This window comes from Rhodopseudomonas sp. AAP120, assembly GCF_001295845.1.
Classification (GTDB): Bacteria; Pseudomonadota; Alphaproteobacteria; order Rhizobiales; family Xanthobacteraceae; genus Rhodopseudomonas.
Window position 1 is genome coordinate 1 of the sequence record NZ_LJIC01000057.1, and the last position, 12,280, is coordinate 12,280.

Annotated in this window: 11 protein-coding genes; 7 read left to right on the top strand and 4 right to left on the bottom strand. The window is 66.3% G+C overall.

Annotated features, from left to right (window positions below; all coding sequences use genetic code 11):
* Nucleotides 1-106: 106 nt before the first annotated feature.
* Together IP86_RS09740 and IP86_RS09745 are read right to left on the bottom strand one after the other, a co-directional pair.
* Nucleotides 107-1,246, bottom strand: coding sequence for a thiolase C-terminal domain-containing protein (locus tag IP86_RS09740; RefSeq protein WP_054162328.1), 1,140 nt, complete (start codon nt 1,244-1,246; stop codon nt 107-109).
* A 5-nt stretch (nt 1,247-1,251) separates the two neighbouring features.
* The gene (locus IP86_RS09745) at nt 1,252-1,659 is read right to left on the bottom strand and encodes a Zn-ribbon domain-containing OB-fold protein (protein ID WP_054162329.1); all 408 of its coding nucleotides are present in this window, start codon (nt 1,657-1,659) and stop codon (nt 1,252-1,254) included.
* Nucleotides 1,660-1,905: 246 nt separating this feature from the next.
* On the opposite strand from IP86_RS09745, the gene IP86_RS09750 reads away from it, so the two are divergent.
* The gene (locus IP86_RS09750) at nt 1,906-3,255 is read left to right on the top strand and encodes an amidase (protein ID WP_054162330.1); all 1,350 of its coding nucleotides are present in this window, start codon (nt 1,906-1,908) and stop codon (nt 3,253-3,255) included.
* A gap of 28 nt (nt 3,256-3,283) precedes the next feature.
* Here the strand turns inward: IP86_RS09750 and IP86_RS09755 are convergent, their stop codons facing one another.
* Nucleotides 3,284-3,736 carry a PaaI family thioesterase gene (locus IP86_RS09755; protein WP_054162331.1) on the bottom strand — a complete coding sequence of 151 codons (453 nt, stop codon included), beginning with the start codon at nt 3,734-3,736 and terminating at the stop codon, nt 3,284-3,286.
* 258 nt (nt 3,737-3,994) lie between these two features.
* A complete protein-coding gene (gene pobA / locus IP86_RS09760) occupies nt 3,995-5,167 on the bottom strand; it encodes a 4-hydroxybenzoate 3-monooxygenase (protein ID WP_054162332.1) in 1,173 nt (390 codons plus the stop codon).
* Between the two features lie 172 nt (nt 5,168-5,339).
* Between pobA and IP86_RS09765 the strand changes: the two genes are divergently transcribed.
* The 6 genes from IP86_RS09765 to IP86_RS09790 all read left to right on the top strand — a co-directional run bounded on the left by IP86_RS09765 (nt 5,340) and on the right by IP86_RS09790 (nt 12,204).
* Nucleotides 5,340-6,365: a TRAP transporter substrate-binding protein gene (locus IP86_RS09765; protein ID WP_054162333.1), complete on the top strand. Its 1,026-nt coding sequence runs from the start codon at nt 5,340-5,342 to the stop codon at nt 6,363-6,365.
* Nucleotides 6,366-6,628: 263 nt separating this feature from the next.
* Nucleotides 6,629-7,123 (top strand): TRAP transporter small permease, encoded by a 495-nt coding sequence (locus IP86_RS09770; RefSeq protein ID WP_054162337.1) that lies wholly within the window; start codon nt 6,629-6,631, stop codon nt 7,121-7,123.
* A gap of 6 nt (nt 7,124-7,129) precedes the next feature.
* Complete coding sequence (locus IP86_RS09775; RefSeq protein ID WP_054162334.1) at nt 7,130-8,434, top strand: TRAP transporter large permease; 1,305 nt, start codon at nt 7,130-7,132, stop codon at nt 8,432-8,434.
* 131 nt (nt 8,435-8,565) lie between these two features.
* Nucleotides 8,566-9,027, top strand: a complete 462-nt coding sequence (locus IP86_RS09780) for a DUF3237 domain-containing protein (protein WP_054162335.1) — start codon at nt 8,566-8,568, stop codon at nt 9,025-9,027.
* 473 nt (nt 9,028-9,500) lie between these two features.
* Nucleotides 9,501-10,307 (top strand): crotonase/enoyl-CoA hydratase family protein, encoded by an 807-nt coding sequence (locus tag IP86_RS09785; RefSeq protein WP_054162336.1) that lies wholly within the window; start codon nt 9,501-9,503, stop codon nt 10,305-10,307.
* Between the two features lie 13 nt (nt 10,308-10,320).
* Nucleotides 10,321-12,204, top strand: coding sequence for a feruloyl-CoA synthase (locus tag IP86_RS09790; protein ID WP_197279727.1), 1,884 nt, complete (start codon nt 10,321-10,323; stop codon nt 12,202-12,204).
* The last annotated feature ends 76 nt before the right edge of the window (nt 12,205-12,280 follow it).

The window sequence follows — 12,280 nt, forward strand, 5'->3', positions numbered from 1 at the left end:
GTCTCCAAGTCGCCGAGCCGCTCGGCTCGTGGAAGCGCCCCCTCACCCCGGCCCTCTCCCCGCAGGCGGGGAGAGGGAGTGCGCCTCGCGGCGCGGATAGGTCGAACTACTTCTCGTTCGTGAAGATGATCGTCCCCGACGCGGCGAACATGCCGCCGACGCCGTGGCACACCGAGATCTTCGCGTTCGGCACCTGCGCGGGTGCGATGCCGCGCATCTGCCGGACGCTTTCCTGCAACGCGTACATGCCGTACATGCCCGAATGCATGTAGCTGAGCCCGCCGCCGTTGGTGTTGAGCGGCAGCTTGCCGCCGGGACGGGTGTTGCCGTCGGCGATGAACTTGCCGGTCTCCTCATAGGGCATGAAGCCGAGGTCGCCGAGGCCGAACAGCGGCAGATGCGCGAAGGCGTCGTAGATCATCAGGTGATCGACGTCGCTGTGGCTGATGCCGGCCTCGCGGAACGCGGTCGGGCCCGCCACCTTGAAGGCGCGCGAGGAGTTGAAGCTCTCCATCTGGCTGACCATCGGCGTCTCGACGCTCTCGCCGGTGCCGAGCACATACACCGGCTTGTGCGGGAAGTCCTTGGCGCGATCGGCCGAAGTCATGATCAGCGCGCCGCCGCCGTCGGTGACGAGGCAGCACTGCAGCAGCCGGAACGGATAGGCGATCATCCGCGAGTTCAGTACGTCCGCGACGGTGATCGGGTCCTTCATGGTAGCGCGCGGATTCTTAGCCGCCCACTCGCGCTGCATCACCGCCACCGAAGCGATCTGCTCGTGGGTGATGCCGTAGGTCTTCATGAAGCGCAGCACCGGGATCGGAAACTGGCTCGGCGGCCCGTAGATGCCGTAGGGCGCCTCGAACTGGCCCTGCAGGCTGTCGGCCGGGATCGAGCGCGGCAGCTTGCCGATCATCGACTTGCCGCTCTCGGCGTGGGTGATCAGCACGGTCTTGCACAGCCCGGCTTCGATCGCCGCGGCGGCGTGGCGGACGTGCAGCATGAACGAGCAGCCGCCGACCGACGTGCCGTCGACCCAGGTCGGGGTGATGCCGAGATAGTGGCCGATCTGCTGCGGCGTCTCCACCGCGGTGGCGATGCCGTCGATATCCGACAGCTTCAGCCCGGCGTCGGCGATCGCGTTGAGCGCGGCGTCGGCGTGGAGCTGGATCTGCGACATGTCGGGGATGACGCCGAGCTTGGTGGTCTCGGCGGCGCCGACGATAGCAACCTGATTGCGACGCATGGTGCTTACCCCTTCGCCGGACGGAATTGCGGAAGGGTGAGATTGTCGTCGATGGTCTGGAAGGTGACTTCCAGCTTCATGTCGAGCTCGAGCGCCTCCGGCGTCTGCGGGCACTCCAGGATGTTGCTCATCATCCGCGGGCCCTCTTCGAGCTCGACCACGGCGATCGCGTAGGGCTCGGTGAAGCCGGCCGCCAACGGGCGGTGATTGATCACGTAGGAATACAGGGTGCCGTTGCCGGAGGCCTTGAACACGCTGACCTCGCGCGAGCCGCATTTCGGGCAGAACGGGCGGGGCGGGAAATACGCATGGGCGCAGGAGTCGCAGCGCTGCAGCCGCAATTCGCCCTGCTTGGCGCCGTCCCAGTAATGCTGGGTTTCCGGAGTAATCTTGGGACGTGCGCGTTCGGCCATGTGTTGGTTTTCTCCCTGAGCTGGCTCAATAGGCCCATCGGTTGTGGCGTCTTGATGCAAGATCGACCGGGCAGCGTCAACACGCGGCGGACGCGGGGGCATGTGCGCCAAACGTATTCCGGGGCGCGAACAATCGGCGCCGCATGCATGGCAAAATCCTGCCCTGCGCGCTACAGGAGAGGCCGAGTCTCACTTCGCGATTGCTGCGCCCCGGGCGCGGATCGCCCTTCCAGCGGAACACACGCCATGACCGATCATCCCACGCTTGCCGCGCTCGCGGCGGACCTCGACGCCGGACGCACCACGTCGCGCAAGCTCGTCGAGCAATGTCTGGCGCGGATCGACGACGCGGCGGGCGAGGGCGCGCGCGCCTTCATCCATGTCGACCGCGAGGCGGCGCTGAAGGCTGCCGACGCGATGGATGCGCTGCGGGCCATCAAGGCGGCGCCGTCGCCTTATGCGGGCATCCCGGTGTCGATCAAGGACCTGTTCGACATCAAGGGCCAGGTCACCCGCGCCGGCTCGCGGGCGCTCGACGACAATCCGCCGGCGGAGAGCGACGCGCCGGCGGTAGCGCGGCTGCGCGGCGCCGGCTTCGTGGTGATCGGCCGCACCAACATGACCGAGTTCGCCTATTCGGGCATCGGCATCAATCCGCATTACGGCACGCCGAAATCGATCTACGGCCGCGATGTCGGATACGTCCCAGGCGGCTCGTCTTCGGGCGCCGCGGTGTCGGTGGTCGACGGCATGGCGCATGTCGGGCTCGGCACCGACACCGGCGGCTCGTGCCGCATCCCGGCGGCGTTCAACGGCATCGTCGGCTACAAGCCGTCGCAGCGCCGCGTGCCGCGCGACGGCGCTGTGCCGCTGTCGTTCTCGCTGGATTCCATCGGCCCGCTGGCGCGCAGCGTCGCCTGTTGCGCGGTGGTCGATGCCGTGCTGGCCGATGAGCCGATCGTGCCGCTGAGCCCGCGCCCGGTGAAGGGCTTGCGCATCGCGGTGCCGACCACGGTGGCGCTCGACGAACTCGACGAGACCGTGCGCACCGCGTTCGGGCGCGCGCTGAAGACGCTGGCGAGCCACGGCGCCATCGTCGAGAAGATCGAGGTGCCGGAGTTCAACGACGTCGCGCCGCTCGGCGCCAAGGGCGGCCTCACCGCGGCGGAGAGCTACGCCTGGCACCGCTATCTGATCGTGGCGCAGGGCGACGTCTACGATCCGCGGGTGCGCGAGCGCATCCTGCGCGGCGAGGCGCAGAGCGCCGCCGAATACATCGACACGGTCGATGCCCGCAAATCGCTGATCACCCGCGCCACCGCGCGGCTCGCGCCCTACGACGCGGTGGCGCTGCCGACCGCCGCGATCACCCCGCCGAAGATCGCCGACCTCGCCGACGACAAGGCGTTCACCAAGGCCAATCTGCTGGCGCTGCGCAACTGCACGCTGATCAACATGATCGACGGCTGCGCGATTTCGCTGCCGTGTCATCAGGCGGGCGAAGCGCCGGTCGGCCTGATGCTCGCCGGCGTCACCGGCGCCGACCGCAAGCTGTTCGACGTCGCGGCCGGCGTCGAGGCGGTGATTGGCGGCTGAGGCGATTGCGCTCGTCAGCGAGGCGTGGTCAGGGCTTCGCCTTGACCACGCTGAAGGTGCCGTTGGCGCGGGCGCAGCGCACGCCGTCGACGGTGACGAAACACTGCGCGACACACAGCGTGCCGCCGAGCTTGATCACCTCCGGCTCGATCTGCAGCCACTGACCGATTGTCGCCGGGCCGATGAAGTCGATCGCCAGCGAAGCCGTCAGCAGCCGCGCGCCGCCGCCGAGCTTCAAGCCGCAACTGAGGCCCATCGCATTGTCGGCGAGCGCGGTAATCAGCCCGCCATGCGCCAGGCCGCGTGAATTGGTGTGCGCCTCGCGAATCCGCAGCCCGAGCAGGACGGCATCGTTCGTCATTTTCGCGTAGAGCGGCTCCCACGGCGCGGTGAGGGGACTACGGCGTGTATGACGCGCGAAGCCTTCCGGGATGTCGATGTCGGGAATATCGTCGGAAACGATCGTATCGCTGCTCGTCATGGTGCCGTCGCTCGCGTGGCTGCGTCCGACACAGTTAAACCGCGCCCTCGCGGCATGAGCAACGCTGACAAAGTTTGAAGCGCGATTTGAGAGGGCGTTTGAAAAGCAACTCGCGTGCCCCGGACGCTGCGCAGCGCGCCGCCTTGCGGCGTGGTGCGCTGCAGATCCGGGGCCCCGGTTTGCTGAAACGCTCGCAGCGACCGGGGTCCCGGATCTGCGAAGCGGCACTGCGTGCCGCATCGCGTCCGGGACGCGGTGTTAGTAAGGCAGCCCGACGTAGTTCTCGGCCAGCGAGGTGGTCGCGGCTTTGGAGCTGATCAGATAGTCGAGCTCGGCGGTCTGGATGCGCTGGGAGAAGGCGTCGCTGTCGGGGAAGCGGTGCAGCATCGAGGTCATCCACCACGAGAATCGCTCGGCCTTCCAGACCCGGCGCAGCGCGTTGGCCGAATACGCGTCGATACCGGCCTTGGACTTCTCGCCGTAGAATTCGCGTAGCGCGCGCGACAGATAGTAGATGTCGCTGGCCGCGAGGTTGAGGCCCTTGGCGCCGGTCGGCGGCACGATGTGGGCGGCGTCGCCGGCGAGGAACAGCCGGCCGAACCGCATCGGCTCGGCGACGAACGAGCGCAGCGGTGCGATGCTCTTTTCGATCGACGGGCCGGTGACGAGTTTGTGCGCGGTCTCCGCATCGAGCCGGCTCTTCAGCTCGGTCCAGAACCGCTCATCGCTCCAGTCGGCGACATCGTCGCTGAGCGGGCACTGCACGTAATAGCGGCTGCGATGCGCCGAGCGCATCGAGCACAGCGCGAAGCCGCGATCGTGGTTGACGTAGATCAGCTCGTGCGACACCGGCGGCGTATCGGACAGCACGCCGAGCCAGCCGAACGGATACACCCGCTCGAAGGTCTGCAACGATGAGGCCGGCGCGCTCTGGCGGCTGACGCCGTGGAAGCCGTCGCAGCCGGCGATGAAGTCGCAGGTCAGTTCGTGGCTGACGCCGTCCTTGGTCCAGCGCACCTTCGGCGTCTCGCCGTCGAAATCGTGCAGGCTGACATCGGCGGCGTCGTAGATCGTGGTCAGGCCAGCCGCGCTGCGCGCCTCCATCAGGTCGCGTGTCACCTCGGTCTGGCCATAGACGGTGACGACCTTGCCGCCGGTCGAGCCCTTGAGATCGATGCGGTTGCGCTTGCCTGAAAACGCGATCTCGAAGCCGTCGTGCACCAGCGCTTCCTGATGCAGCCGCGCCGCGACGCCGGCCTCTTCGAGCAGGCCCACCATGCCCTGTTCCAGTACGCCGGCGCGGATGCGCGACAGCACGTAGTCGGGATCCTTGCGCTCGAGAATCACCGCGTCGATGCCGTAGCTGTGCAGCAACTGGCCGAGCAGCAGGCCCGACGGCCCGGCACCGATGATGGCGACTTGTGTGCGCATGGGCTTTCCCCCGCAGGTTGGTTTGGGGACTCGTTACGAGACGCCGCCGCCGCCGTCCAGTTGCCGTCCGCCGTCTACCAGCTATTACACAGCCGTCACTTGCTTTAATGGTTATGTTCTATAACAATACAACCAAAGGCCGCTTGAAGCCATCCAACAGGGAGAGACCTCGATGAGGACAACGATGCTTGCGCTGCTGCTCGCAGCCGGCATGGCGCCCGCCTGCGTGTCCACCGCGTCGGCGCAGGACAAGACCGTCAATTGGAAGGTCTCGCTGTGGGTGCCGCCGGCGCATCCGCTGGTCCCCGCCACCAAGGAATGGGCCGCCGACATCGAGAAGGCTTCGGGCGGCACCATCAAGATGGCCGTTTTCCCCTCCGAGCAGCTCGGCAAGGCCTTCGACCATTACGACATGGCGCGCGACGGCATCGCCGATGTCACCTACGTCAATCCCGGCTATCAGCCCGGCCGCTTCCCGATCGTCTCCGCCGGCCAGCTGCCGTTCACCTTCAAGGACGGCAAGAAGGGCACGCTCGCGTTCAACGAGTGGTACCACAAATACGCCCCAACCGAGATGAAGGACACCAAGCTGTGCTTCGCCTTCATTCACGATCCGGGCGCGCTGCATGGCAAGAAGAAGGTGCTGGTCCCGGCCGACATGAAGGGCCTCAAGGTGCGCCCGGCGCAATCGACCATCGGCGAGATGGTCAAGCTGTTCGGCGGCACCAACGTGCAGGCCTCGGCGCCGGAATCGCGTGACGCGCTGGAGCGCGGCGTCGCCGACGAAATCACCTTCCCGTGGGGCTCGGTGTTCCTGTTCGGCATCGACAAGGTGGTCAAGTATCACATGGACGTGCCGCTGTACTCGACCGTGTTCACCTACAATATCGGCCTGAAGGCCTACAACGCGCTGTCGCCCAACCAGAAGAAGATCATCGACGATCACTGCACGCCGGAATGGGCCTCCAAGGTGACCGATCCGTGGGTCGATTTCGAAGCGAACGGCCGCACCAAGATGAAGGCGCTGGAAGGCCACGAGGTCTATCCGCTGACCGACGCGCAGCTCGCCGAGTGGAAGAAGGACACCCAGCCGCTGCGCGACTCCTGGGCCGAAGCCGTCAAGAAAGCCGGCGGCGACGCCGCGGCGATCGACGCCGAACTGAAAGCCGCGCTGAAGAAGTACGACGCGGGGCTGTAAGCCTGTGAGCTCTCGTCATTCCGGGATGTGTCCCAGTCGGCGCCAGCCGACTGGGGCGCAGGCCCGGAATCCATACCCCCGGCGGTGGTTATGGATTCCGGGCTCGCGCTTCGCGCGCCCCGGAATGACGTCGCGTTTGTGGTGACGTCCGTGCCAACGATCGAACTCTCGCCAACCAACAAAGCCCCATGACCTCCGACCTCGACAAGCTGGCCGATCGGCTGCCCGGTGCGCTGGAGACCAAGCGCGTCGCCAAGAATCGGATGGATCGCTTCATCGACGTGATCGAATGGATCGCGGCGTTTTTCGTCGGCATCGTCGCGCTGAACACCTTCCTCGCCGTGTTCATGCGCAAATTCTTCGCCGTGACGATCCCGGACTACTACAATTTCGGGCAGTTCATGCTCGGCGTGCTGATCTTCTGGGGCATCGCGGCGACCTCCTATCGCGGCTCGCACATCACCGTCGATCTGGTGTGGGCGGCGGCGTCGCCGCGCTGGCAGCGCGTCATCGACATTTTCGCAACGCTGGTGCTGCTGTTCGTCGTCAGCGTGCAGACCTACACGCTGTTCGACAAGGTGGTGACCACCCGCGCCGACCATATTGTCACGATGGATCTGCAGGTGCCGATCTGGCCGTTCTATCTGGTGTCGTGGATCGGCGACGTCTCCGCCGTGCTGCTGATCGCAATCCGAACCTTCCGGCTGATCTTCCATCCGGAGCAGATGCGCGAGCAGCGCATGAAGCCGGTGGAGTAAGCCGCGATGTCCAACGAAATGGTTGCACTGATCGGCTTCATCAGCCTGTTCGTGCTGATGTTGCTGCGGGTCCCGGTCGGCATGGCGATGGGCCTCGTCGGCGCCACCGGCTTCGGCTATCTGACCGGCCTCGATCCGGCGCTGAAGCTGGTCGGCCAGACCACGATGCGCACCGTCACCGACTACTCGTTCGGCGTGATCCCGATGTTCCTCTTGATGGGCGCGTTCGTCTCGGCGTCGGGCATCAGCCGCGAACTGTTCCGCGCCGGCAACACCTTCGTCGGGCACTGGAAGGGCGGGCTCGGCATCGCCACCATCGGCGCCTGCGGCGGCTTCGCGGCGATCTCCGGCTCGTCGGTCGCGACCGCCGCGACGTTCTCGGCGGTGGCCTATCCGGAGATGCGGCGGTTCGGCTATCCGCAGTCGTTCTCCACCGGGGTGATCGCGGTCGGCGGCACGCTCGGCGCCATGCTGCCGCCGTCGACGGTGCTGGCGGTGTACGGCATCATCACCCAGCAGGACATCGGCAAGCTGTTCATCGCCGGCATCGTGCCCGGGCTGCTGGCGATCGTGATGCACATGATCACCATCTGGATCATCGGCGTGTCGAAGCCCGGCTTCCTGCCGGCCGGCCCGAAGGCGTCGTGGAATGAGCGCTTGGCGGCGTTTCGCGACGTGTGGTCGCCGCTGCTGCTGTTCGTGTTCGTCATCGGCGGCCTGTATGGCGGCTTCTTCATCCCGACCGAGGCTGGCGCGGTCGGCGCGGTCGGCGCGTTTCTGATCGGCATTCTGCGCGGCAAGCTGACCCGCGACGGCATCCTGCAGTCGCTGCTGCAGGCGACCCGCACCGCCGCGGCGGTGTTCACCGTGCTGATCGGCGCGCTGTGCTTCGGCTACTTCCTCACCATCACCCAGACGCCGCAGCTGATCACCGAATTCCTCACCGGCCTCGGCATCGGCCCTTACGGCGTGCTGGCGCTGATCCTGCTGATGTATCTGGTGCTCGGCTGCCTGATGGACGCGATGGCGATGGTGATCCTCACCGTGCCGATCGTGTTCCCGGTGATCATGGCGCTCGGCTTCGATCCGATCTGGTTCGGCATCATCATCGTCATGACGGTCGAACTCGGCCTGATCCATCCGCCGGTCGGCATGAACGTGTTCGTCATCAAGAGCGTGATCAAGGACGTCAGCATGGCGACGATCTTCAAGGGCGTGCTGCCGTTCGTCGCCACCGACCTGGTCCGTCTCGCCATCCTGGTCGCGTTCCCGGTGATCGCCACCTGGCTGCCGATGCGGATGATCGGGTAGGGACGGAAAGCCCCAGGATTCAACCTCTCCGTCATTGCGAGGAGCGAAGCGACGAAGGAATCCAGCACCGTGCACTGCGCTTCTGGATTGCTTCGCTTCGCTCGCAATGACGGGCCTCGAAAGGTCGTGCGATGAATCCAGTGCTCGAAACCAAATACGTCTTCACCATCACCGCCCACATCGGTGAGGTGATCTCGGCGGGGGACACCGGGGCCGGGGTGAGACGGGTGATTCCGGTGATCGGCGGCAGCGTCAAAGGCGAGGGGGTCAGCGGCCGGATCCTGCCGTCGGGCGCCGACTTCCAGATCATCCGGCCGAACGAACTGATCGAGCTCGAAGCCAAATACGCGTTCGAGACCGACGACGGCGCGGTGGTCTATGTCGAGAATATCGGCATCCGGTTCGGGCCGATCGAGCTGCTGCAGAAGCTGAAGCGCGGCGAGCCGGTCGATCCCAAGCTGATCTATTTCCGCACCCGCCCGCGGTTCGAGACCGGGCATCCCAACTATCAGTGGCTGACCACGCATTTGTTCATCGGCTCCGCCGCCCGGCATCAGGACCGCGTCGTCGTCGACGTGCATCAGGTGCTGTAGGCCGAGCAAAGCCGCCGCCTTCACCTCTCCCCGCGCGCGGGGAGAGGTCGGCTTGCATCGCCAGATGCAAGCCGGGTGAGGGGGCGCCTCCGCGAAGCCGAGACTCAGTGCCCGCGGCGCCCCTCACCCCAACCCTCTCCCCGCAAGAGCGGGGCGAGGGAGCGCGCCGTGCTCCTTGGGAGTCAGACGCTACGAAGTGCCTTTCCGCGGGCACAGCCCACCCCTCTCGCCTCGTAGGAGAGGGGGGCTTCGCGCAGCGAAGCCGGGTGAGGGGACGCCTCCGCGCGGCCGAGAGTCAGTGCTCGGGGCACCCTCACCCCAGCCCTCTCCTGCAAGCGGGAGAGGGAGCGCGCAGGCGCTCTTGGTTGCGTCAACGACTTTAAACGGCGTTTGACTTCCTACCGCCACTCCACGCCCATTGACTCCCGCGTCATTCGTTATAGTCTATAACTATTCTGCACAGGACGTAATAAGTGCTCACAGGAAACGCCTCTGCCGCGACGCTCGCGGACTCCTCGACGCTGGTCGTCGAAACGGTCGGCTCCGTGCTGACCATCGGCCTCAATCGCCCGAATAAGCGCAACGCGCTGAACGACGGGCTGATGGCCGCGCTGAAGGATTGCTTCACCGACATCCCGGACGACATTCGCGCGGTGGTGATCCACGGCATCGGCGATCACTTTTCCGCCGGGCTCGATCTGTCCGAGCTGCGCGAGCGCGACGCCACCGAGGGGCTGGTGCATTCGCAGACCTGGCATCGGGTGTTCGACAAGATCCAGTATTGCCGGGTGCCGGTGATCGCGGCGCTGAAGGGCGCGGTGATCGGCGGTGGGCTCGAGCTCGCCTGCGCGGCGCATATCCGCGTCGCCGAAGCCTCCGCGTACTACGCGCTGCCGGAAGGCAGCCGCGGCATCTTCGTCGGCGGCGGCGGTTCGGTGCGGCTGCCGCGGCTGATCGGCGTCGCGCGGATGGCCGACATGATGCTGACCGGCCGGGTGTACTCGGCGGCGGACGGCGTGGTCCACGGCTTCTCGCAATATCTGGTCGAGGGCGCCTCGGCCTACGACAAGGCGCTCGAACTCGGCAACCGCGTCGCGCAGAATGCGCCGCTGACCAATTTCGCCGTGCTGCAGGCATTGCCGATGATCGCCGAGGCCAATCCGCAGACCGGCCTTCTGATGGAATCGCTGATGGCCACGGTCGCGCAGAGCGACCAGGAAGCCAAGAACCGGATCCGCGCCTTCCTCGATCACAAGACCGCAAAGGTCAAACCCACCTGAGGTGGATGCCATGATGAACGCGACTGCACGCGCCGACGCGGCCGGGAGTGATCCCGGAGTTCATCCGCTGCGGGAGATTTCGTTCGGCCAGATCGGCATCTCGACCGATCGCAAGCCGGACGGCACGATCTACGTCCGCTCGACCACGACGCTGGCGGATTTCCCGGTTCGCATCACCGACCGGTTGCATCACTTCGCCGAACAGACGCCCGATCGCGTGTTCATGGCCGAGCGCGACGGCAGCGGCGGCTGGCGCACCATCAGCTACGCGCAGATGCTGAGCGCCGCGCAGAAGATCGCCTCGGCGCTGCTGGCGCGCGGGCTGTCGGCCGAGCGGCCGGTGATGATCCTGTCGGGCAACTCGATCGACCACGCGCAAATGATGTTCGGCGCGCTGTATGCCGGCGTCGCGATGTGTCCGGTGTCGCCGCCGTACTCGCTGGTGTCGAAGGATTTCGGCAAGCTGCGGTACATCGTCGGTCTGCTGACGCCGGGCCTGATCTTCGCCGACGACGTCACGCCGTTCGCACCGGCGATTCTCGCCACCGTGCCGGCCGACGTCGAGATCGCCGCGACGCGCGGCACGGTCGACGGCCGCAAGGTAACGTCGCTCGCCGATCTGCTCGCGACGCCGGAGCATCCGGACCTCGCCGCGAAGCACGACGCGATCAATCACGACACCATCGCGAAATTCCTGCTCACCTCCGGCTCGACCGGCAATCCGAAGGCGGTGATCAATACCCAGCGGATGATCTGCGCCAATCAGGTGATGATCCGCGAGGCGATGGCGTTCCTCAAGGACGAGCCGCCGGTGATCGTCGACTGGCTGCCGTGGAATCACACCTTCGGGGGCAATCACAATATCGGGCTGACGCTGTTCAACGGCGGCTCGATGTATATCGACGACGGCAAGCCGACGCCGGCCGGCATCGCGGCGACGATCCGCAATCTGCGCGAGATTGCCCCGACCGTGTATTTCAACGTGCCGAAGGGCTACGAGTCGCTGCTGCCGGTGCTGCGCGAGGACGCGGCGTTGCGGAAGCTGTTCTTCAGCAAGCTGCACGCGATGTTCTTCTCCGGCGCCAGCCTGGCGCGGCATGTCTGGGACGGGCTCGACGAGGTCGCCGTGCAGGAGACCGGCGCGCGGGTGCCGATGCTCACCGGCCTCGGCGCCACCGAGACCGCGCCGTTCTTCATGTCGGTGACGCCGCAGACTTCGCGGTCGGGGCACGTCGGCCTGCCGGTGCCCGGCAACGAGGCCAAGCTGGTGCCGAACAACGGCAAGCTCGAAGTTCGCGCCAAGGGCCCGAACATCACGCCCGGCTATTGGCGCGCGCCGGAGCTGACCGCGAAAGCGTTTGACGAAGAGGGCTACTACAAGCTCAACGATGCGCTGAAGCCGGTCAATCCGAGCGACCTCACCGCGGGCTTCGATTTTGACGGCCGTATCTCCGAGGACTTCAAGCTGGCGTCGGGCACCTGGGTCAGCGTCGGCCCGCTGCGCGCCAAGTTCATCGCCGCCTGCGCGCCGCTGGTGCGCGACGTGGTGATCGCCGGGCTCGACCGCGACACGGTGTCGGCGGTGGTGATCCTCGATCCGGACGGCTGCAAGCTGGTCAACCCGGCGCTGGCGCTCGACGATCTTGCCGGCATGGCGCAGGATGCCACGATCCGAGACGCGTTCCGCGAGCGCTTCCGCAAGCTGCTGACGCAGGCGACCGGTTCGTCCAACCGCATCACCCGCGCGGCGCTGCTCGGCGAACCGCTGTCGATCGACGCCGGCGAAGTCACCGACAAGGGCTCGGTCAACCAGCGCGCCGTGCTCGAACATCGCGCGTCGCTGATCGCCGACCTCTATACCGACCCGCCGCCGCCGCACGTAATCGCCGTGGATTAGCGGATGCAAAACTCAGCGTTCGTCATTCCGGGGCGCGCGCAGCGCGAGCCCGGAATCCATAACCACCGCCAGGGGA

Excerpts from the sequence above, each read along its gene's own strand:
- IP86_RS09770 (WP_054162337.1), top strand. The coding sequence starts at position 6,629 with ATGGATCGCTTCATCGACGTGATCGAATGGATCGCGGCGTTTTTCGTC.
- IP86_RS09765 (WP_054162333.1), top strand. The coding sequence starts at position 5,340 with ATGAGGACAACGATGCTTGCGCTGCTGCTCGCAGCCGGCATGGCGCCC.
- IP86_RS09740 (WP_054162328.1), bottom strand. The coding sequence starts at position 1,246 with ATGCGTCGCAATCAGGTTGCTATCGTCGGCGCCGCCGAGACCACCAAG.
- IP86_RS09790 (WP_197279727.1), top strand. The coding sequence starts at position 10,321 with ATGAACGCGACTGCACGCGCCGACGCGGCCGGGAGTGATCCCGGAGTT.
- IP86_RS09775 (WP_054162334.1), top strand. The coding sequence starts at position 7,130 with ATGTCCAACGAAATGGTTGCACTGATCGGCTTCATCAGCCTGTTCGTG.
- pobA (WP_054162332.1), bottom strand. The coding sequence starts at position 5,167 with ATGCGCACACAAGTCGCCATCATCGGTGCCGGGCCGTCGGGCCTGCTG.
- IP86_RS09750 (WP_054162330.1), top strand. The coding sequence starts at position 1,906 with ATGACCGATCATCCCACGCTTGCCGCGCTCGCGGCGGACCTCGACGCC.
- IP86_RS09755 (WP_054162331.1), bottom strand. The coding sequence starts at position 3,736 with ATGACGAGCAGCGATACGATCGTTTCCGACGATATTCCCGACATCGAC.
- IP86_RS09780 (WP_054162335.1), top strand. The coding sequence starts at position 8,566 with ATGAATCCAGTGCTCGAAACCAAATACGTCTTCACCATCACCGCCCAC.
- IP86_RS09745 (WP_054162329.1), bottom strand. The coding sequence starts at position 1,659 with ATGGCCGAACGCGCACGTCCCAAGATTACTCCGGAAACCCAGCATTAC.